The sequence below is a fragment of the Streptococcus sp. CF8-6 genome (assembly GCF_024295845.1).
GTDB lineage: Bacteria > Bacillota > Bacilli > Lactobacillales > Streptococcaceae > Streptococcus > Streptococcus oralis_BO.
Genome location: NZ_JANCOF010000004.1, coordinates 151,148 through 173,826, shown reverse-complemented (window position 1 = coordinate 173,826; position 22,679 = coordinate 151,148). Strand labels below are relative to the sequence as shown.

Below are 22,679 nucleotides of genomic sequence, written 5' to 3'. Positions count from 1 at the left end.
TGTTAGTGTAGCATATTTTTCAACCACGACCAAGAATTTCATCTTAAAAACCTCGGTTCATACCGAGGTTTCTCTGTTTATTTTGTTCATCCTAATCAGATAGCCACGAGAACAAGGGCTGTGCCAGCTAAGCTTGTTAAGATAGATAAGAATTTATCTTTTTTCTCCTTGAACTGAGAAAACCTATTTTTATACTCAATGAAAATCAAAGAGCAAACTAGGAAGCTAGCCGCAGGCTGTACTTGAGTACGGCAAGGCGAAGCTGACGTAGTTTGAATTTGATTTTCGAAGAGTATTATTGTACTTTAAAGGTCTTGAGGTAATTATCTTTTCCAACTTGACCTTCAAAGGATTGACCATTTTCGAGGTAAGGAAGGTCGTCTGATACGGAAGCCTTGACCTTATAAATCTTGCCATCAACTTTAAAGAAATAGACGGTATCACCCTTGATGACAGCTGATTTAAGGTCTGAGACGATACCCTTGATGTTTTCTACCGTTTCATTATCCAACTCGAGGTCATTTTTATTGGCATACTTGCTGAGGAGTTCATCTACCGTAGTTGCTACGATGACGTTTTGGTACTCCACGGCATCGACCAATGCATACTCCTTGACCAAGCCTGCGTTGTCTTTCAAGCCCATGATATAAAGAGGCTTGTCATTGAGATTGACAAGAATAGGGAAGGTAGCCTTGTAGGCCTTCTCCTGAACGGCTCCTTCTGCAGAAGCACGGGCTGATTCTTCGGTTGCTGAAGCTAGATTGTACTTGGTGATTTCACCAGTGCGCATATTTTCAAGGATAAATCCTAGATTACTTTCGTCAGCATTTGCTGAAGTGACCCCCGTGTAGAGATAGATGTCATTTCCGATAGAAAGATAGTTATAGCCCTCGGTCGTTTGGGTAACGTTTTTCTTAGAAATCAAGGCATTCCAGAAGCCGTCTTTATACTTGCCGTTGTAGTTGATTTGCTCGATGGTTTCTTCAGCTGGATAGACACGATCCACCCATTCTGGGACTTCATCCAAGCTGTATTCCTTGGTTTCTCCATTGGTGGCATCTAAGATAATAACAGATGAAGGACGCGGGACTCCTAGACCAAACTGTTTTTGATAAACGGTTGCTACATAGAAGGGATTGCCTTCATCATCCACCTCAAAGGAGGGCGTTTTAAAAATCTTGGTTGGGTACTTGATCCGAAGATGACGTTTGACGTCTCGGTTAAAATACTCAGAGTCTGAATACTTCATTGGCGTTTTTAAATCCACCAATTCTGCATTTCCTGTCACCATATCAACCTTGATATACTCACCAATTCCCTTGGACTGATTATTAAACCATTTGATCGGGTCGGCATACTCCAAAGGAGTCACTCGATAAGGTTTGCCATCAACCGTCAGCTGGGTATAAGTATCTGCTGCTACGTACTGGGAGACCTTATCCGTCAGAGAGCCTAGATAACGGTCTCCAATCTTCTCTGCAGTGCTCCGATCTAGAATTGGAACCTTACTGGTATCACTCTTAGGAAAATCTTTAAAATCTTTTTCTGTGATAGACACCACATTAGCATAATTTTTTGCTTGGAAAAAGCTAGAGGTTACTAGGCTTACAAGACCAGCAAGGGCAAAAATGAGTCCTGCAGCCAGCAACAATCCTCCACCTAATTTATTAAAATGAAATCCTTCTAGATTGAGATCTTTGGCAACCTTGCCATGACGTACATGAACAGTTTTGAGGAGATTGGTATCCTTGCGGAAACTAAACAAAATCCCCATCACCACCAGATGCCCACAGAGAAAGAAGATGAATTCCCAACTAGTCAGATTGAAGGGTGGTAAAAATATATACCAAGTCGTTGCGATAAAAACAAGTTCAAAAAGTATGCGTTTCATCTGCGTTCCTCCTAAATAATCCGTCCTTCCAAATGATCCAGTTCATGTTGGCAGATCTGAGCCGGAAAACCTGTTAACATAATGGTCTGTTCCTGCCACTTACTATCACGATAGGAAACCGTAATCGTTTCATAACGAGTTGTTGGTCGCACCCCAGTCAAAGACAAACAACCTTCCTCTGTCTCGTAAGGTCCTTTATAGGAAAGGAGAACGGGATTAAACATGACTATGGGAACCAAGCCAAGATTAAAGATAATGACACGCTTCTGCACACCAATCATATTGGCTGCCAGACCGACACAGGTCTCGCGATTAGCCAGCAGGGTATCCTTCAAATCCTTAGCCAGATAAAGGTCTTCCTGACTTGCAGCTTTCGAGACCTGCGACAAGAATAAGACATCTCGGACAATTTTCTTTTCCATTCTCTTTCACTCCTTGCTATTTTACTTTATTATAGCACAAAAGCGGATAACTCCTAACTATTCTCCTCAAATGCAAAAAAAGCCATCCGAAGAGTGGTCTAATATATAGTAGTTAATAAAATAAAGAGGATAGTAAATGATTGTACTCTCCTCTTTCTATTTTATATATCCTTTTAAACACTTATAAAGTATACTAATTTATCAATGACTATTCTTTATGTCCTCGATATCTTGTAACATCGTTATTAATTCATCTTTATCAATTGGGTTCTCTTCATTCTCGGTTCCATTATGTAAGGCTCCACCAGAGCAACGCCCATGAATAGCATGTAATATGTCAATAATCTCCGAATTGTTTTCAATTTTCTTTAATTCATCCCAGTTGATTCGGCTTTTTTTATTACTATATTTAGTGGGGACTTGATTATTCAAAATTATTTCATCAATGGCAAATTCAACTGCTCTTCTTAGTTTACCGCAAATAAGTTGTTTGCTATTATCTGACAATGGACTTTCTGTTAATGAGTGTTTAATATCAGAGATATAAGTATTTAAGTTTTCAGTTTGTTTTAATTTTATGATACCTTTTCGAACTTTGCCTTCACTCACAGTTTCATAAAGATAAACATGCTTACCTTTATCTTTATTACATCCTCCGTTTATATTTTTACACATATGACCGAGTTTACTTGTCATGAAACTGTCGAGAAACATTTTATTATGGGTAAATATAATAATTTGATTTTCTAATGACAGTAATAGTTCGGAAAATTTATTCATAATCCTATGATCTAAACTATTGACAGGGTCATCAAAAATAATCGTACTTCGATTTTTTGAAAGAGTGATTTCAGAAATAAATAAAGCTAGAGCAGTGGCTTTTTGCTCACCCTCACTCAAGATGTCTTCAATATTTTTATTATTATTTAAAATTAACTCTGTTTGTTGTTTTCCTCTACTATTAGAACCTTGTAATTTAATAGACAGATTATTTAAACCAAGTGATTTCAAATTGTGCTCAAAAGATTTCAGCAAATCACCTGTAAGTAGGTCGGCATGCGCTTTTTTACTTAAATTACTTAATTTTGAAGTATTTATCTCAGATATTAATTTTCTTTCTTGAAATAATCTATTTGTTATATCAGCAAACTTACTAAGTTTAGTGAATTGAGAGTTCAGCGATTCTTTTTCTTCAAGAATCATTAATTGGTGATTGTATTTCTTTAAAGATTCTATTCTCCGAGACTGTTCTGAATTTAATTCAATATGCAATTGATTAGTATCATCTATTTCTTTGGATAGATTATTTAATAACTCTTCTTGTATTTTAGGTGCTTCTATAGGTTCCTGCTCTCTCAATTTACTTAAGAGTGATTCCTTATTTTTAATTATCTGCTCATTTAAAGTTATAAGTTCAGACTTTTGATCAAGGGAAAGTTGAATTTCTTCACTCTGTATATCCACCACAGAAATAGTTTGTAGTTCTATAATTTTTTCCTTTATACTTGCTGTATTTTCATCTAATTGAGTTTGGGTGGTATCTTTTATAAATTTTGAGTATGCTTTCGTTATTTCTAACGATTTTTTATCATAAGAGCGATGACAATACGGACATGTATCTTCCAGTTCAAATTCTTCGCAGTAGATTATTCCTGATTTAATAAAATTAATCCAAATATCACTATCAGTACCAGGTATCTCGCTAAAAAGTTCATACTGTTGTCTAGCAGTTGAGTGTTCCTGTCTTAGCTTCTCCCTTCTTACAACTAGATTATCTACACTTTTTTTCTCTTTCTCAAGGAGTATCATTAAGCTCTTAAATTCTGACTTTATTTTTTGGAGTTTATCAAGTTTTATTTTATTAATCTTAATAGCATCAGCTGAATTTGCTTTTTGAAGATTTTCTATAGATTTTTTAACATTTTCGAGTTGACTTCTCTCTTCTGAAGAAAAACTTTCAAAACTTTTTATTTTCTTAATATCTACTTCTTCAAATCTATCTTTTTTTAAAAATTCTCTGAAGTTCTCTGTAACCTTATCAAGATTAATATCTGGCAATGCCTCTTCATCCGATTTGATCTTTTCTTCTGATAATTCTTTTATTTTAACTATTAACTCACTTATCTCAGAAAAATATGAAAGTGCATAGGGTTTAATTAGTAGTTCGTCTGCGTTTCTTTTCTGTAAATATTTATTAGTATATTCTGTATCAAAAACTCTAATTGAACGTAAATCTGAAATAGTCGAAGTATTTGACCAAGCGCTTGATTTTTGGGTATCATCTATACTATATTCAATATTCACATCAATATTCTTTGGAGAGTCACTAAAAATATTCTGCAAAATATTTTTAGAATTCATTTGTCCCGTCATATTATTTAGTATTCTAAAGTAACTACTCTTTCCAGTACCGTTAAGGCCATAAATGATGTTCATTGCTGGAGAGAAAGTAATGCTTTGTTCTTCCGAAAGAGCATTTACACCTGAGAGATGTTCTAATTTTGTTAAAATTATTTTTTCGTTTTTTGTACTAAAATTATTAGATGGAGATACAATATTTGGTATTTTTTTTCTTTGAAGTAAATAATCCGCTAAATCATTCTTTACATTATCATCAATAATTCCTTTGTTTTCAATAAAGAATTTTATAATATAGGATAACCAAGCATTACAATCACCTTTTTCAGCTAGATCTATTAAGTAATCAATAGCGTTGTTTTTCATATGTACTCATACTCCTCTTTTTATTTAGAAATAACTTAAAGCTACCACCTATATTATAACATATTATTAGCAATAATTCAATGTAAGTATAGCCCTTTAAAACCTGTCAACGAAACTTTAAGGTCAATTTCATCAAATAATGTTGTCAAAACTGTTTTTCAATATACCGTCTCCCGTCTTAACTAAGATTATTGTATGGGCTTAGGGCAAAATAGATATCGTCGATTTTCGAGTCGTGTTGACAAAAAAACTCCAAAAATACCAAAAAATCACTTTTTAAAAACTATTTTTCACATGACTCTGTGTGTAATTTTATCACATTTTGATTGGCATTTTTGATTAATTAGAAGGTCTAAACTGACGCACTTTTTATAAAACCAAGCCAGACTTACGGAGAAGAATAAAACAGCTTCAAACCTTCATTTTTGATTTAACTGAAAAACTTGCCGAACAACAAGAAGATAATTTGAACATCCACAAGTTTATGGCGATAATTTCGAAGTATACACAAGTTCCAGAATTAATCGTTGAAATGGTAATTAAGATGATTGACAAGATTATAATGCATAAACAATCTGGTACGAAACGCAACCGAATTATTCAAATTGATATTTACTACAGTTCCATCAAGAAACTAAACAACAAAAAAAGCCATCCGAAGATGACTTTCTTTTTAAATCGCATTCTTATCAAGACCAAGTTTACGTTGAACAAACTTGACGATTTCGACGATAAGTATCATTGAGAAGCTTCCAGCTAGAACAATAGCCCATTGTGACAAGTCTAGTTTGGTTACGTGGAAGATACCTTCAAGCGGTTCTACAACGATTGTTGCCATCAAGAGGATGAAGGATACCAAGATAGACCAGTTGAAGGTCTTAGACTTGAATGGTCCGACTGTCAAGATGGATTGGTAAACAGACTTGACGTTGTAAGCATGGAAGAGCTGGATCAAACCAAGTGTTGCAAAGGCCATGGTGAGGGCATCCGCGTGAATGGCTTGATTATCTCCTACATGGACCGGATAAGCAAGAGCAAGACCATAAACGGTCAAGACCAGTGCCCCTTGGAGTACACCTTGATAGATGATAGAACTCAAGACCCCACCTGAGAAGAAGCTTGACTTACGTCCACGTGGTTTGTGAGTCATGACACCAGGCTCAGCTGGCTCAACACCAAGAGCGATAGCTGGGAAGGTATCGGTTACCAAGTTGATCCACAAGAGATGAACTGGCTGCAAGACGTCCCAACCAAACAAGGTTGATAGGAAGATGGTTAAAACTTCAGCAGTATTGGCAGAAAGTAGATACTGAATAGTCTTTTGAATGTTAGAGAAGACCTTACGTCCTTCTTCAACTGCGACGATAATGGTCGCGAAGTTATCATCCGCAAGAATCATGTCAGATGCACCCTTAGAAACCTCTGTACCAGTGATTCCCATACCGATACCGATATCTGCTGTTTTCAGAGCTGGCGCATCATTGACACCGTCACCTGTCATGGCAACGACTTTACCTTGTTTTTGCCAAGCCTTGACGATACGAACCTTGTGCTCTGGAGACACACGGGCATAAACAGAATACTGACTAACTACTTTTTCAAAGTCTTCATCAGACAGTTCGTTGAGCTCAGCACCAGTTAAAACGTGACCTTCTGAGTCATTTTCGTCGATAATTCCCAAACGTTTAGCAATAGCTTCTGCTGTATCTTGGTGGTCACCAGTGATCATGATTGGACGGATTCCTGCTTCCTTAGCGACACGAACAGCTTCTGCCGCTTCGGCACGCTCAGGGTCAATCATCCCAATCAAACCAGTAAAGATCAAGTTGTTTTCAAGCTCTTCAGAAGTAAGATTTTCTGGAATACTATCGATAATCTTATAAGCACCTGCAAGGACACGCAAGGCTTGGTGAGCCATTTCCGAGTTGTTTGTATGGATTAATTCAGTGACTTTCTCATCAATCGGAGCAACATCTCCTGCTTTATCACGAGCAACACAACGTTTCAAAAGTTGATCTGGAGCCCCTTTGACTGCCACGAGGAATTTACCATCTGGCAATGGATGAACCGTTGACATGAGTTTACGATCTGAGTCAAACGGCAATTCAGCTACACGAGGATATTTCTCTAAGAACCCTTTAACATCGTAGCCCTTGTCCAAGGCATACTGGATGAAGGCTGTTTCCGTTGGATCCCCGATCAAGTTTCCTTCAGCATCAATCTTAGTATCATTAGCCAAAACAACCGAACGAAGTAGTGGCATGTCCAAGCCAAGTTCAATGTCATCAGCAGAGTCATGTAGGACTGCGTCATAGAAAACTTTTTCGACTGTCATCTTGTTCATGGTAAGCGTACCAGTCTTATCAGAAGCGATGATCTCAGTTGAACCAAGCGTTTCAACTGCTGGCAACTTACGAACGATAGAGTTTCGTTTTGCCAAAACTTGAGTACCAAGGGCAAGTACGATGGTAACGATAGCAGGAAGGCCTTCTGGGATAGCTGCAACAGCAAGCGCAACAGAGGTCATCAACTCACCAAGCGGATCTTTTCCTTGAATGAAGACGCCAACTACAAAAGTAACAAGGGCAATGACCAAAATAGCATAGGTCAAGACCTTAGAAAGGTTGTTCAAGTTTTGTTTGAGTGGTGTATCGGTCTCATCCGCATCTTGGAGCATGCCAGCGATATGACCAACTTCCGTATACATACCTGTATTGACAACAACACCAAGACCACGACCATAAGTCACGTTTGAGTTTTGGAAAGCCATATTGACACGGTCACCGATACCAGCATCTGCAGCAAGTTCAACTGTCAAGTCTTTTTCGACTGGAACAGACTCACCTGTTAGGGCTGCTTCTTCGATTTTAAGAGAGTTAGCTTCTAGCAAACGTAGGTCTGCTGGTACAACATCACCTGCTTCAAGGGCAACGATATCACCTGGTACCAATTCTTTTGAGTCAATCTCAGCCATGTGCCCATCACGGATAACGCGAGCAGCTGGACTAGACATAGACTTGAGAGCTTCGATGGCTTCTTCCGCTTTTCCTTCTTGGTAAACACCGAAGGCCGCGTTGATGATAACAACGGCTAGAATAATGATGGCATCTGCGATATCTTCCCCACCAGAAGTTATGACAGACAAGATGGCTGCAGCCACCAAAATAATAATCATCAAATCCTTAAACTGTTCGATGAATTTAACCAAGAGAGATTTTTTCTCACCCTCTTCGAGTTCATTGCGTCCATATTCAGCAAGGCGTTTCTGCGCTTCGCTTGACGAAAGGCCTTGCTCAGTTGCTTCTACTGACTTCAAGACCTCTTCAGGACTTTGAGTATAAAACGCTTGGCGTTTTTGTTCTTTTGACATCTGTCTCCTCCTTGACATTGTGTGCAAAACAAGTTCTCTTTTAGTTTTATGACAAACAAAAAGAGACCTGTTAATCATAACAAGTCTCGCTGTTTAAGATAGTGCCGGAAAACATACTTTTCAGTATACAATTCGGAATGACGACACTATCACAGGTTTCTGCCAGCTACTCCCTTGAGTAGTACTATTATATCAAAATTTGAAAATTTTTCAATGGTTAAAATCCGATGAAACACTTTCTGAATCAAAAGTACGTTCACTGATAATATATCTAGGACGACGTTTTGTTTCCAGATAAATTTTTCCAACATACTCACCAATTACACCCAAACTAATCAATTGGACTCCACCAAGTAAGCTGACTATTGCATAGGTGCTCGCCCAGCCAGCCACGACTGTACCAGCAAACTTACTCCATATAACCCAAATAATCAATAGAAAACTAAAGAGTGACGTCAAAACACCAAGACTTGTAATCAACCGAATCGGTTTGATTGATAAACTTGTAATACCATCCATAGCCAAACCAAGCATTTTAGACAGTGGGTAATGGCTCTCACCAGCAATTCGTTCATGTCGCTTATACGAAACGTAAGAATATTTAAAGCCAACTAAAGGCATTAAACCACGAAGAAAAAGATTGACTTCAGTGAATTTTTCTAATTCCTTCAAGAATCTTTTAGAAACCAATCGATAGTCGGCATGATTAAAAACGACTTCTGCTCCAAATAGGCGTAGCACTTTATAAAAACCTTCGGCTGTAATTCGTTTAAAAGCAGAGTCCGTATCACGGTTATCACGTACACCGTAGACAATTTCAGAGCCACTTTTATACTCCGAAACCATCTTGTCCATGCAATTAATGTCATCTTGTCCATCAGCATCAATGGTAATGACAATATCAGCAAACTGAATGGCCTCATACATACCTGCAAGGACACTACTTTGATGCCCCCTGTTACGACTTTGTGACACACCAACTACATAAGGGATGGATTTAGCATAACTTTCTATCAGTTCCCAAGTCCGATCCTTACTACCATCATTTACATACATAATTTTGCTATGGGGATGGATTTCTTCTTTCTTTACTAATTGTTCAATTTTTTCAACAAACATTGGATTAGTATGTGGTAAGACTTGCTCTTCGTTGTAACATGGAACAACTATATATAAAATTGGCTTGTGTCTACTCATCTCTTTCTCCTAATCTTTTTATCCCAAAAGGAAAGTTGGTTCCTCTAAACATCCTGACTATCAATTCACAGCCCAAAATTGTTAATATAACTACAAAAACTGTCGTTATATATTGATTAACAAAAATTCCAGTATATTTCGTAGACAATTCTTTAACTAATTTTTCTACTAACACCAGAACTATCGGCGAATGTACTCCATAATAAATCAACGTTTTTTGGCCGATTGATTTCAAAATGGAACTCTCTGGAATTGTTTTAAAAAATATAAGAACACTCCAAATTCCTGAAATAGCTGCCAAGTAAAATAAGAAATGATTCCCAATTTGCTGATAATACAAATCAACAATTTGATAGCCACTCACTCGATAGTTTAGTTTACTGCTATAATTGGTAAGAATAAGTCCAATCGGTAAAAGGTAAATTGAAAAATACTTTTCTAATTGATGTAAATTATTCTTAGTCCATACTCCCAGCAAGATGAAAATCAGAGCAACAGGAACTAAATCAATATTCCAAATTAAATAATACTCCCTCTCATATACCTTCTGTCCGAGATAGACCAAAACCAAGAGAGATAAGATTATTATCACCCACTGGCTCAAATTCCATCTTCTCTTTAAAATAAAGTAACTGAAAACATGAGCCAAAAACATCACATTCAAAAACCATAATTGAAAATAAATATGCAAACGATCTGAAATCAGTAACTGTTTTATAAAATGAAGAATATCAAAACTCAGAACCTGATCAGGGTACATAACAAAAAGTTGAAACAGAAAAACAAAACTATTTAGCAAGAAAAAAGGAATAACTAAACTCTTTACCTTATTTAAACAATAGCCTGAGAAGGTTTCGTATTTTCTAACATTCAAAGTAAAACCAGATAAGAAAAAGAACAACGGTATGTGGAATGAATAGAGAAGCAACTTTGCATTATTTGGAACGAAGCTACTATGTCCAATGATAACTAATATAATTGCTAAACCTTTAGACATATCTATGTAACCAATTCGGTTCTTCATACTATCCTCCTGTTCCTAATTTTAAACGATAAACGCTCATATCTGAAGTGACAGATTCAACTTCCTCAAAGTAAACATCCTTCTGATAATGTTCTTTCATAATTTTTTTAACACTATCCATATTCCCTGAGGAAGTGGACCAAAAGAAGAGAATATTCTGATTGTTGATTGCAGAAGACAACAGATTTTCAGGTTCTTCAACTCCGTATCGTTTCATTTGTTCATAATAATGAGGAGAAAAAGTTTGCCAATTTCCTAATGTAGTTGTATTTGTCACTAACTGATTGGATCTTAATTTAAAAGTTGACAATGTAGGCTGTGAAGAAACCAAAGTGCCATATCCACCAAAAACAATAAGTTTATCCGAATTCCTCTGTACAAGATTTTGGTACTCTGAGACTACTGACGATTGAATATAGGGAAACCAATACAGTTTTTGTCCAAGCTGATTTATCCATACTGCTCCTCCTAGTATTCCCATTATTTGTAAGCTAAGGAACACCTTCCTCTTATCAAATAAACGTCTTTTTTCATAAAATGATCGAGCATAGAAAATAAATACTACTAAGAAACATACTATTAGAGGGATATATACGCGCTCTACTACCCTCTGTCTAACAAAGAGAGCTCCAATTAAAAGTAATGGGGAAATCGGCACAAACCATCCGTATAGCTTCTTAGGCTTAAAAATCAAGAACCAACTAATCAGTACTAAAGAGAAGGTTGTCAGTATACTATTCTTAAAAAAATCTGATATCATCTGAGGCAGATTAAACGAGTATTTCTCTGAAAGGGAGCGAACAGATTGAATGTTTGTTAAAAGAGTATTGCTTAAGGCTTTTTTTTCAGCAAATAACCAGTAGGTGGAGACATTCAAATCATTCTCACTTACTCCCAAAGCTTCAAATTCATTCGCATGTCTTTGATAATCAATAGCAGGATAATCTCTCAAATTCGTACTTAGGGCATTCCATGTCAAATACTCCTGTACGTCAGCTTTCCCTAGTGTATATAGTTTATTGGAAGCAAAAATCAGTAAAATGACGCTAAATAATAAAACAACTTCTTTTCTTTTTTTAGAAGATATCCACTCAAAGAGCAGAAAAGGGAATAACAGTAAAATAAAGCTTGATATAATTTGAGGTCGAATGGATAAACCAATGAACAATAGTGATAGTCCTGAAATGTACCTTTTGTCAAATAGTAAAAAAGTTGCTGCTGTAGCTGATAAATATGCGATAACGGAAAAAGAAAAATATTTAATAAGTATCAATTGGGCTAAAAACACAATTGGAAGCAAAAGATACAGTTTTTTCTTATAAAAAAAGATAGCATAGACACCAAAACTAATACAATAAATACTAACTAAAAAGATAAAAAAAATATTCCAATCAGTAAAAATTTTTTGAAGAAAGACCAACCCTGTAGATAATAAAATTCCTACATAGGGTAATAGCATATTATCCCCAGATAATATAGTTTGATTCACCATGATATCATCTACTACAGGATATTCAAAACCTCTCATCGATATATAGAGATAAAAAAATAAAAATGGCAAAAATAAAAAACTTAAGCTAAGTAGCCTACTGACCATATTTTTATTTATCATTACAAGCTCTCTTTCGAATAAATATTACCCTTCAATTCTACCACATTTCCTTATAAAAAACTAGCTTACCTCCAATCTTGTAAGCCTATTTCGTTTGAATTTTCCTTTGAAAACCAGTATAATGGTAGAATACTATATGCCTAGAAAGGAAGCCCGATGAACCAATCCATGTCAAATCTCAAATTGGCAGAACGTGGAGCCATTATCAGTATTTCAACCTACCTCCTCTTGTCTGCAGCAAAATTGGCAACTGGCCACCTCCTGCATTCCTCCAGTTTGGTGGCGGATGGTTTTAACAACGTATCCGATATTATCGGAAATGTTGCTCTCTTGATTGGGATTCGGATGGCTCGCCAACCTGCAGACCGTGACCATCGCTTTGGTCACTGGAAGATTGAAGATTTGGCTAGCTTGATTACTTCCATCATCATGTTCTATGTTGGTTTTGATGTGCTTCGGGACACCATTCAGAAAATTCTCAGTCGGGAACAAACACCTATTGATCCTTTGGGTGCAACTCTAGGAATCATTTCAGCAGCGGTCATGTTTGCTGTTTATCTCTATAACACACGCCTCAGTAAGAAATCCAAATCCAAGGCTCTCAAGGCAGCTGCTAAGGACAATCTTTCCGATGCTGTCACCTCACTTGGAACCTCCATTGCTATCCTAGCCAGCAGTTTCAATTACCCTATCGTGGATAAATTGGTCGCTATCATCATCACCTTCTTTATCTTAAAAACAGCCTATGATATCTTTATCGAGTCTTCCTTCAGTCTTTCAGATGGTTTTGACGACCGTTTGCTAGAAGACTACCAAAAGGCCATTATGGAAATTCCAAAGATTAGTAAGGTCAAGTCCCAAAGAGGGCGGACCTACGGTAGCAATATCTACCTTGATATCACCCTGGAGATGAATCCTGATCTATCAGTCTATGAGAGTCACGAAATTGCGGACCAGGTCGAGTCCATGCTGGAAGAGCGTTTTGGAGTCTTTGATACCGATGTCCATATCGAGCCAGCTCCCATACCTGAGGACGAGATTTTAGACAATGTCTACAAAAAACTGCTCATGCGTGAGCAATTGATTGACCAAGGAAATCAGCTAGAAGAACTCCTTGCTGAGGACTTTCTCTATATCCGTCAAGATGGAGAGCAGATGGATAAAGAGGCTTATAAGTCTGAAAAAGAACTTAGTGCTGCGATTAAGGACATTCAGATTACCTCCATTAGTCAGAAAACCAAGCTCATTTGCTATGAGCTAGATGGCATCGTCCACACTAGTATCTGGCGTCGCCATGAGACTTGGCAAAATATCTTTCATCAGGAAACTAAAAAAGAAGACAAACAGTGACCCTATCCAATGGATAGGGTCTTTTTAATTATTTTACTTTAAGTAAAGACGAACTATGACAGTTTGGAAGATTTGCTTTTCGAACCTTGTTTTGTCTGTTTTCTAGCTTGACGATTTTGTTCAATACGCCATTCTCTTTCATAGTACTTCATGGTCTCATAGACCCTTTCAGGAAGTCCTACATCTAGTAGAAAGATAGGGATGATCAAATCTGCTGACGGATAAAAAGGGAGACACCTTCTCTTCAGTAGAGCTAGAAAGGATTGGGATTTCACATTTTCCTTGTTTTTAAAATAGACTCCAATCCGATAAGAATCCCTGTACTTCCCTCGAATCCGAGAAAAGGAAAATTCCTCTACATCTGCCCAAGCATAAAAATGACTGGGTTTCTTTGGGTTTGGTTTGTAGTAAAATCCCTCGACAGTAAATCTCAAATATTCCTTATCGGAACTTAACAGTCTGTATGTCTGATAAATGACTACTCCAGCACAAAAAAGTACAAACAGCATCAACAAAAGACTTACCGTATGAAGTCCCGTCCCCTTTTGCGAATACGAATGGAGATAATAGAGAGGTAACAAGAAGAAAAGCACCGAAGCTAGGCCAAACAAGGCATTCCAAATGATTTTCTTGGGACTACGTTTAATGACTTTTTCTTCCATCATACCAACTCACTTAAATATTCATAGCGTTCGTATTTTTCAAGGAGTTCTTCGTTTTTCTCGTCTAGCTCTTTCTGAAGCGTGGCCAGTTTGCCAAAGTCAGAGCCATTTGCCTGCATTTCTTCCTCAATAGCAGCGATACGATTTTCCAAGGCTTCAATATCGCCTTCAATGCTTGCCCACTCCTGCTTTTCTTGGTAGGTCATGCGTTTCTTGTCTTCACGGACCTTGACTACTTTCTCCTTTTCTGCCTTTTGCACTTGATCGGCCATCTCTGTTTCAAAGGCTTTTTCATCAAGATAGTCGGTATAATGACCAAAGAAAGTACGGATGCTGCCATTCTCAAAGGCGAGAATCTTGGTCGCTACCTTATCAAGGAAATAGCGATCGTGGCTGACTGTCAATACTGGCCCTGCAAAGCTCTGCAAGAAATTTTCCAAAACTGTCAAGGTCGCAATATCTAGGTCATTTGTCGGCTCGTCCAAAAGAAGAACATTAGGTTTTTCAAGGAGTAGTTTGAGGAGATAAAGGCGTTTTTTCTCTCCACCAGACAATTTCTCAATCAAGGTTCCATGCGTCGAACGTGGAAAGAGGAATTGCTCTAGCAACTCTGCAATGGAAGTCGTAGAACCACCACTGGTCTTAACCTCTTCTGCTACTTCCTGCAGGTAATTGATAACGCGCTTGCTCTCGTCTAAGCCTTCGATTTGTTGAGAGAAATAGGCAATGCGAACCGTCTCACCGATGATAACTTGACCTTTAGTCGGCTCAAGACTCCCTGCGATGAGGTTAAGCAGGGTTGACTTCCCAACACCGTTGTCCCCAACGATACCGATACGGTCTTTAGCTTGCACCAAGAGATTAAAATCTTGCAAAATGGGCTTGTTTTCATAGGCGAAGGAAACATTCTGAAACTCGATGACTTTTTTCCCAATCCGACTGGTTTCAAAGTTCATGGTCAAGTCTGTATCAGCAACGCCATCTGAAACTTCTTTTTTCAAATCGTGGAAACGATTGATACGAGCTTGCTGCTTGGTCGCACGCGCTTGCGGTTGTCTTCGCATCCAGGCTAATTCTTGCTTATAGAGTTGCTCCTTTTTGTGAAGGAGAGCAGCGTCACGCTCATCTTGCTCCGCCTTAAGGCGAACATAATCCTGATAATTCCCCTGATACTCGGTCAAGCCTGCTCGGTCTAACTCGAAAATTCGTGTTGACAGTGCATCTAGGAAATAGCGATCATGGGTGATAAAGAGAACTGTCTTCTTGGAATTTTTCAAAAAAAGGGTCAGCCACTCAATGGTCGCAATGTCCAGGTGGTTGGTCGGCTCATCCAGAAGCAAGAGGTCGTGGTTTCCTAGGAGAACTTGCGCCAACTGGACCCGTCTTCTCAGACCACCTGACAATTCACCAACTGGAGTCGACAAGTCCTGAATACCTAGCTTGCTGAGAACCGTCTTGACCTGGCTTTCAATTTCCCAAGCTTGGAGAGAGTCCATCTCTGCCATGACCCGTTCCAAACGAGCCTGCTTGTCCTCACTGTAGTTGAGCATGATCAACTCATACTCACGAATCAGCTGAATTTCCTTGAGGTCGCTGGACAGAACCGTATCCAAGACCGTCTTGCTATCATCAAAGTCTGGATTCTGGGTCAAGTAACCAATCTTATAATCATTCTTAGCTGAAAAGGGGCTAACGTCCCCATCAAAGCCAAAAGTGCCAGAAAGGACGTCCAAAAGGGTTGTCTTACCCGTTCCATTAACACCAATCAGACCAATTCTATCCAAATCATGGATAATAAAGGAAATATCCTTAAAAACGGTCTTGTCTCCGACGGATTTGCTTAGTTTTTCAACGATAAAATCACTCATTTTTTCTCCCTCAGGTAAGTATGAATGGCATCACGGTCATTCTCCAAGTCACCATCGACAATGGCAAACTCAATCTCTGCTAAAATCTCTCCCAAATCTGGACCTGGTTGGTAACCATATTCCTTGATTAAAATACCACCGTTAATCTGGATTTCTTTCTTGTCATGAATGGTCAAACTCTGGTAAGTTTCTGTAATTGCTTGATGATTGACTGCTTTTCCTTGGGCCTGACGAAGCCTTTCAGCTTGTAGAAGGGAATCCAAGTCAAAGCGGTAACAATCGCGCTTGCTCAACTCACCTTCTTCTCGCAAAGCCAAAATAGTCAGCAAATCCTGAACCTGCTTAGCAAACTGGCGTGAGGTTTTCCAAGCTTTCAAAAATGGCTGTGCATCTTTAATCTCCAAAGCCCACAATAGAGCCGCCCAGGCTTGTTCGGAAGACTCAAAAGTGAAATCAGTTTCCAAATCAAACAGTTTGTTGAGCTTGTCCTGGCTCCCTGCCATATCTGGAAGATAGTCATAAGCTCGACTCTCAATCATGGAAGACAGACCAACTCGCCAAAAAGGTGCCAGCAAGAGTTTATCAAACTCAACGAAGGTGCGCTCTACAGAAATTTTCTCCAAGAGTGGCGTCAAAGTCTTCATCGCTTCAAAAGTTTCTGGCTCAAGTTCAAAACCAAGACTGGCCTGAAAACGAAAACCACGCATAATGCGCAGAGCATCCTCGTTAAAACGCTCACTGGCTATACCTACTGCTCGCAAGACTTGGTTTTCCAGATCTTTGAGACCATCGAACAAATCGATGATTTCTCCTGTCTCATCCAAGGCAAAAGCGTTGACTGTGAAATCACGGCGCTTGAGATCTTCTTCTAGCGAGCGCACAAAGGAAACCGCACTGGGTCTGCGATAGTCTACATAGACATCTTCTGTCCGAAAGGTGGTTACCTCATACTCCTCGTCACCATCTAAAACTAAGACAGTTCCGTGCTCGATTCCGATATCAGCTGTTCGCGGAAAAATCTGCTTGGTCTCCTCTGGATAGGAAGAAGTCGCGATATCCACATCGTGTATGGGACGATTGAGGAGGGCATCTCGAACAGAGCCCCCAACAAAATAGGCCTCAAAGCCTGCTTCTTTAATTTTTTCTAATACTGGTAAAGCCTTCTGAAATTCAGAAGGCATTTGCGTTAATCTCATAATAAGTGTTCTAATCCATAGACAAGCTCATGACGCTTGACAACTTCTTTGATTCCCAAATTGACCCCTGTCATGAAGGAGCTACGATCATAGGAGTCATGACGGAGGGTCAATCCTTCTCCCTGATTGCCAAAGATGACTTCCTGATGGGCTACCAAGCCTGGTAGACGAACTGAGTGGACCCGCATGCCATCAAAGTCAGCACCACGGGCACCAGCAATCAATTCTTCCTCATCAGGCGCACCTTGCTGGATAGACTCTCGAACTTCTGCCATCAACTCAGCTGTTTTAATGGCTGTTCCACTCGGAGCATCTTTTTTTTTGTCATGATGGAGCTCGATAATCTCCACATTTGGGAAATATTTGGCAGCCTGCGCCGCAAATTGCATGAGCAAGACAGCTCCCAAGGCAAAGTTAGGGGCAATCAAGCCACCCAAATCTTGTTCACGGGAAAATGCTTTTAGTTCTGCAATTTCTTCACTAGTGAAGCCTGTTGTTCCCACCACTGGAGCAAAGCCATTTTCAAGAGCAAAGCGCGTATTTTCGTAAGCAACGGCTGGTGTTGTAAAGTCTACCCAGACATGCGCTTCAAAACCAGCCAAGGCAGCCTTATCATTGAAGACAGGAATTCCCTGCCACTCTGACTCAGACTCAAACGGATCCAAAACTGCGACCAAGTCCAAGTCTGGATCAGCCAAGACCATCTGACAAGCAGCTTGACCCATCTTTCCCTTAAAACCGGCAATAATTACTCGAATACTCATCTCTACTCCTGACTAAGATACAAAGGACGTTAGCTGCCCATGAAAAATAGGGAATGACGCTGACTTTCCATGAAAGACAAGACAGGCATCTTTTTTCAAGAGGCAGGTAGCCCGTGTTCAATTTCTAAGATACAAAGCCTGTAAGAACAATTTAGACGATTGGTGTATAGCTCAAGGCGATACTACCTTCTCCAAGGTGAGTCCCAATGACACTACCAAAGGTATCAATTGGAATCTCAGCAGTCACACCACTCTCCATCAAAAGCTGACGTAAATCCGCTGCCTTTTGAGGAGCGTTCCCATGAATGACTGTTATACGGTAGTCCCCATCTTTTGTCAAATCCTTGATGATTTCTACCAAACGTTTGATTGCCTTCTTTTCCGTACGAACTTTTTCGTAAACTTCAATCACACCTTGGTCATTAAAGTAAAGGATAGGCTTGATACTGAGGAGATTCCCTAAGACGGCTGCCCCATTTGACAAACGTCCTCCCTTAACCAAGTGGTCGAGGTCATCTACTATGATAAAGGCTGAATTATCAGCAATTTGGATAGCCAACTTCTCCTGAATCTGGGCAAAATCATCCCCTTGTTCTGCCCATTCAAAGACACTCTCTACCATAAATCCTAGAGGGGAACTTGTGATATGGGTATCTGGAAAGGCAATGGTCAAGCCATCATACTCATCCAACATGTATTGGATGTTCTGATAAAAACCTGAAATTCCAGACGAAAGAAAGAGTCCCAAGACATGGGTATAGCCTTCATCTTTCAAGGAACTTAGAATCTCATCCAATTTGGCAATACTTGGTTGACTAGTTTTAGGCAATTCTGCAGACTGAGCCATTTTTTGATAAAATTCCTCAGCAGTCAGATTGACACCTTCAACATACTCCTCCCCATCAATGTTAACAGGAATATCCAAGATAAATAGGTTCTCTCTTTGCAGCATCTTCTCCTCTAAATAGGCTGAAGAATCTGTAATGACAGCTAATTTCATGGCTAAAACTCCAAATTAATCCCTGGAAGATCCAAGGCGATTTCTGTTACTTCATACGTCAAACGATTAAGCATGTTTAAACATGGACGTGCCAAGGTTTCGACTTCTTCTTGGTTAAATTCGCTTGGTTCGTTAACAATGCGACCTTCCACATGGTTAACTTGGGAAATCGTTCCGCTGATGACAAATTTGTCAAAGACAATCATGAAACTCAAGATAACAACAAGCGAAGTCACTTGGTTTTCTTGATCATGTTGGAGCAACTGAAAGTTCACGTCTACCTTGGTTTCAGGAGCTCCATTTTCATTTTCCCATTCAAAGTTACGAGCATCAAAGTGATACTGGCTAACAAATTCTTGTTCTCGTTTAAGATTCATTTTTCTCTCCCATTGCTACAATTTACTATGCAATTGTACCACATTTTTATCATTTCATCTAGTTTTCTAGGCTTTAGTCAATTCCGATTTCATCTTTAACAACAGCAGCAATCGTATCTACGTAGTAGTTAACTTCTTCTGTCGTAGGAGCTTCTGCCATGACACGCAAGAGGGGTTCTGTTCCACTTGGGCGGACAAGGATACGACCGTTCCCTGCCATTTCTTCTTCCATCTTTTCGATGATCGTTTTAATGGCTGGTACTTCCATGGCTTTTTCTTTCATGGCATTTTCCACTCGGATATTGACCAGTTTTTGTGGGTAAATCGTCACTTCTGATGCCAATTGAGACAAGCTCTTGCCTGTTTCTTTCATGATTTTAGTCAATTGGACAGCTGATAGTTGACCATCACCAGTTGTATTGTAATCCATTAAGATAACGTGACCTGATTGTTCACCACCAAGGTTGTAGCCTGATTTTCTCATTTCTTCAACGACATAGCGGTCACCAACAGCAGTCACTGCCTTGTTAATGCCAGCACTCTCCAAGGCCTTATGGAAGCCAAGGTTAGACATAACCGTTGTCACGATGGTGTTTTGAGCCAACTGTCCTTTTTCAGAAAGGTATTTCCCGATGATGTACATGATCTTATCACCATCGACAATGTCGCCATTTTCATCAACAGCAATCAAACGGTCACTGTCTCCGTCAAAGGCCAAACCAATGGCTGACTGGCTTTCTTTGACCACTTCTTGAAGAGCTTCTGGATGTGTAGAACCCACATTCAAGTTGATATTAAGACCATCTGGTGTCTCACCGATAACAGTTATTTGAGCTCCAAGGTCTGCAAAGATTTGACGAGCACTCGTAGACGCTGCACCGTTAGCTGTATCCAAGGCCACTTTCATTCCTTCAAGAGGAGTTCCAGTTGAAACAAGGTAGCCTTCATACTTACGTAAACCTTCTGGATAGTCCACTAAGGTTCCCAAGCCTTCGGCACTTGGACGAGGAAGGGTGTCTTCTGTAGCATCCAACAAGGCTTCGATTTCTGCTTCTTTTTCATCATCAAGTTTAAAGCCATCCCCACCAAAGAATTTAATTCCATTATCAAGGGCTGGGTTGTGACTAGCGGAAATCATGACACCTGCACTGGCTCCCTCAGTTTTGACCAAATAAGCTACTGCTGGTGTTGCAAGGACACCGAGTTTGTAGACGTGAATCCCTACAGAGAGGAGACCTGCCACTAAGGCAGATTCTAGCATTTCTCCTGAGATGCGTGTATCACGTCCTACAAAGACTTTAGGGGCTTCTGTTTCGTGTTGGCTAAGAACATAACCACCAAAACGTCCCAGTTTAAAGGCCAATTCTGGCGTCAGTTCTACGTTTGCTTCTCCACGGACTCCATCGGTCCCAAAATATTTACCCATGTTGTTAATCATCCTTTTCTACTTTTTTATTTATTCTTGTTTAGACGAGTCTGGTTTTGTTTCTGAACTCGTTGAAGACGAGCTGCTAGTCGAGGAGCCTGTTGACGAGGTTGTTGACGAAGAACTCGAGCTAGACGATGCTGTCTTAGTTGTAATTTTCATTGTAGTGTCAAATGGCATAATGACGCTTGGCAAGACATTTCCATTTTTATCGACTGCTTGTAGAGGAACAGAAGCCGAATAGTTACCTGTTATCCGTTCACTCGTTGGCAAGATGGCAATGACACGATCTACTCTAGAGAGAGTTTCCTCGTCACTAATAACCGTTACTTTTTCATCTGATACAGTAACTGTATCAATTTTCACACGAGAATCAATCTGACTAGGGTCAATCTCCGGCACAACGATTACATTATCACGTTTTGCTTTTTTACCAACCTTGACTGTTATCTTTTGCGGTGTCGCAACAGCCGTCAAACCACTCGGTAAATTTTCAATAGTCAGGGGAACTTCGATGGTTCCTACACTGGCATTGGTTAAGTCAGCTTTGACCTTGAATTTCCGAGTGCTTTCCTGCATCTCACTCGCCAAAGCAACTCTGTTTGACCCAGTCAGAAAGACGGTCACTTCAGATGTAAAACCACTGATAAAGTACTGAGCATTGTCATACTGAATATCGATTGGGACATTAAGAACCGTATTGGTATAGGTTTCTGTCCGCACCTGTCTAGCACTATTGCTATTCTGATAGTTTGTTGAAGTCGCATAGATAAAGAGGATGCAGGCGAAAAAGAAGGAAGAAATAATATAAAGACTATTTTTTCTCATGTTTCAATCCTCCTAGCAAACGCTCTTTCAGACCCTGTTTTTTCTCTGATGTCGGAAGCAAGATTCTTCTTAACTCCGATTCAAATTCTTCCAAGGTCAAATCATGCTTAAAGACTCCATTATAGGTGATTGAGATTCCACCTGTTTCCTCAGAAACCACAAAGGTAAGAGCATCCGATACTTCTGACAAACCAATCGCCGCCCTGTGACGTGTCCCAAACTCCTTGGAAATTCCTGTATTTTCAGTCAGGGGTAGGTAGGCTGAAGTTACGGCAATCCTGTCTTCTCTGACAATGACCGCACCATCGTGCAAGGGTGTATTGGGGATAAAGATATTAATCAATAACTCAGAGGAAATTTTAGCATCTAGAGGAATTCCAGTTGAGATATACTCCTGCAAGGTTCTCACTCGCTGAACTGCTACCAGAGCACCAATCTTACGAGGGCTCATGTACTCGACTGATTTGACAAATGCACGAACCATTTGCTCTTCCGCACTAATAGGGGCATTGTAGAAGAAATCCGTAGCCCGGCCCAATCTCTCCAAACCAGTCCGAATCTCTGGTGAAAAGATAACTACTGCTGCGATAACCCCGTAAGTGATTATCTGATTGATCAACCACGAAATGGTCGTTAAACCAATCATATTGGACAGAATCTGGCCTAGAATAAAGACCAAAACTCCCCGAACTAAGATCATGATTTTAGTTCCTGCAATCGCTTTGGTAAAATGATATAAAATATATGTCACAATGAGAATATCAATCAGATTGGTGACTATTGTCCAAGGGCTTGAAAACAAACTCGTCCAGTATTGCAAATTGGATAATGGTTGAAAATTCATCCCTGGCCTCCTCCCTATCAAAACACTTTCTGTACCATTATACCATTTTTTCCCTATCCTACCTCATTTTAAATTAAGCAAAAATATGATAAAATAAACTGATTAGAAAAAACGAAGGAGAAAT

The 22,679-nt window shown here is 39.4% G+C and carries 19 protein-coding genes; 2 read left to right on the top strand and 17 right to left on the bottom strand.

All coding sequences use genetic code 11. The annotated features are described in order from the left end of the window. Nucleotides 1-95: 95 nt before the first annotated feature. The 4 genes from NML69_RS07450 to NML69_RS07435 form a co-directional block, all read right to left on the bottom strand. Nucleotides 96-209, bottom strand: coding sequence for a DUF3953 domain-containing protein (locus NML69_RS07450; RefSeq protein WP_254726083.1), 114 nt, complete (start codon nt 207-209; stop codon nt 96-98). Nucleotides 210-295: 86 nt separating this feature from the next. Then, a complete protein-coding gene (locus tag NML69_RS07445) occupies nt 296-1,891 on the bottom strand; it encodes a hypothetical protein (RefSeq protein WP_254726081.1) in 1,596 nt (531 codons plus the stop codon). An 11-nt stretch (nt 1,892-1,902) separates the two neighbouring features. After that, nucleotides 1,903-2,313, bottom strand: a complete 411-nt coding sequence (locus NML69_RS07440; protein WP_049489492.1) for a peptide deformylase — start codon at nt 2,311-2,313, stop codon at nt 1,903-1,905. Nucleotides 2,314-2,514: 201 nt separating this feature from the next. Next, a complete protein-coding gene (locus NML69_RS07435; protein WP_254726079.1) occupies nt 2,515-5,037 on the bottom strand; it encodes an AAA family ATPase in 2,523 nt (840 codons plus the stop codon). Between the two features lie 484 nt (nt 5,038-5,521). Between NML69_RS07435 and NML69_RS07430 the strand changes: the two genes are divergently transcribed. Continuing rightward, a complete protein-coding gene (locus NML69_RS07430) occupies nt 5,522-5,782 on the top strand; it encodes a DUF4368 domain-containing protein (protein WP_239665721.1) in 261 nt (86 codons plus the stop codon). Here NML69_RS07430 and NML69_RS07425 read toward each other — a convergent pair. From NML69_RS07425 to NML69_RS07410, 4 genes are all read right to left on the bottom strand, one after another. Continuing rightward, entirely contained in the window at nt 5,711-8,407 is a 2,697-nt protein-coding gene (locus tag NML69_RS07425; RefSeq protein ID WP_254726077.1) for a cation-translocating P-type ATPase, read from the bottom strand. The genes NML69_RS07430 and NML69_RS07425 overlap by 72 nt on opposite strands. Nucleotides 8,408-8,617: 210 nt before the next feature. Beyond that, the gene (locus NML69_RS07420; RefSeq protein ID WP_254726075.1) at nt 8,618-9,604 is read right to left on the bottom strand and encodes a glycosyltransferase family 2 protein; all 987 of its coding nucleotides are present in this window, start codon (nt 9,602-9,604) and stop codon (nt 8,618-8,620) included. Next, a complete protein-coding gene (locus NML69_RS07415) occupies nt 9,597-10,628 on the bottom strand; it encodes an acyltransferase family protein (protein ID WP_049500641.1) in 1,032 nt (343 codons plus the stop codon). The genes NML69_RS07420 and NML69_RS07415 overlap by 8 nt, the downstream gene beginning before the upstream one ends. Nucleotide 10,629: 1 nt before the next feature. Beyond that, nucleotides 10,630-12,240: a hypothetical protein gene (locus NML69_RS07410; RefSeq protein WP_254726074.1), complete on the bottom strand. Its 1,611-nt coding sequence runs from the start codon at nt 12,238-12,240 to the stop codon at nt 10,630-10,632. A gap of 156 nt (nt 12,241-12,396) precedes the next feature. Here NML69_RS07410 and mntE point away from each other — a divergent pair, with 156 nt between their 5' ends. Next, nucleotides 12,397-13,590 (top strand): CDF family manganese efflux transporter MntE, encoded by a 1,194-nt coding sequence (gene mntE / locus NML69_RS07405; protein ID WP_254726072.1) that lies wholly within the window; start codon nt 12,397-12,399, stop codon nt 13,588-13,590. Between the two features lie 53 nt (nt 13,591-13,643). Here mntE and NML69_RS07400 read toward each other — a convergent pair whose 3' ends face one another. The 9 genes from NML69_RS07400 to cdaA form a co-directional block, all read right to left on the bottom strand. Further along, nucleotides 13,644-14,255 (bottom strand): hypothetical protein, encoded by a 612-nt coding sequence (locus NML69_RS07400; RefSeq protein WP_254726070.1) that lies wholly within the window; start codon nt 14,253-14,255, stop codon nt 13,644-13,646. After that, nucleotides 14,252-16,120, bottom strand: a complete 1,869-nt coding sequence (locus NML69_RS07395; protein WP_254726067.1) for an ABC-F family ATP-binding cassette domain-containing protein — start codon at nt 16,118-16,120, stop codon at nt 14,252-14,254. Before NML69_RS07395 ends, NML69_RS07400 begins: the two co-directional genes overlap by 4 nt. Beyond that, nucleotides 16,117-17,316, bottom strand: a complete 1,200-nt coding sequence (locus tag NML69_RS07390) for a CCA tRNA nucleotidyltransferase (RefSeq protein ID WP_254726065.1) — start codon at nt 17,314-17,316, stop codon at nt 16,117-16,119. Before NML69_RS07390 ends, NML69_RS07395 begins: the two co-directional genes overlap by 4 nt. After that, the gene (gene dapB / locus NML69_RS07385) at nt 17,313-18,080 is read right to left on the bottom strand and encodes a 4-hydroxy-tetrahydrodipicolinate reductase (protein ID WP_254726063.1); all 768 of its coding nucleotides are present in this window, start codon (nt 18,078-18,080) and stop codon (nt 17,313-17,315) included. Before dapB ends, NML69_RS07390 begins: the two co-directional genes overlap by 4 nt. A 151-nt stretch (nt 18,081-18,231) precedes the next feature. After that, complete coding sequence (locus NML69_RS07380) at nt 18,232-19,080, bottom strand: DegV family protein (RefSeq protein WP_254726061.1); 849 nt, start codon at nt 19,078-19,080, stop codon at nt 18,232-18,234. 2 nt (nt 19,081-19,082) lie between these two features. Beyond that, nucleotides 19,083-19,457, bottom strand: a complete 375-nt coding sequence (locus NML69_RS07375; RefSeq protein WP_001050092.1) for a DUF1149 family protein — start codon at nt 19,455-19,457, stop codon at nt 19,083-19,085. A gap of 73 nt (nt 19,458-19,530) precedes the next feature. Continuing rightward, nucleotides 19,531-20,883, bottom strand: a complete 1,353-nt coding sequence (glmM, locus tag NML69_RS07370; RefSeq protein ID WP_000521455.1) for a phosphoglucosamine mutase — start codon at nt 20,881-20,883, stop codon at nt 19,531-19,533. Nucleotides 20,884-20,913: 30 nt separating this feature from the next. Next, entirely contained in the window at nt 20,914-21,711 is a 798-nt protein-coding gene (locus tag NML69_RS07365; RefSeq protein ID WP_254726059.1) for a YbbR-like domain-containing protein, read from the bottom strand. Next, nucleotides 21,698-22,555: a diadenylate cyclase CdaA gene (gene cdaA / locus NML69_RS07360; RefSeq protein WP_033630051.1), complete on the bottom strand. Its 858-nt coding sequence runs from the start codon at nt 22,553-22,555 to the stop codon at nt 21,698-21,700. The genes NML69_RS07365 and cdaA overlap by 14 nt, the downstream gene beginning before the upstream one ends. Between the last annotated feature and the right edge of the window lie 124 nt (nt 22,556-22,679).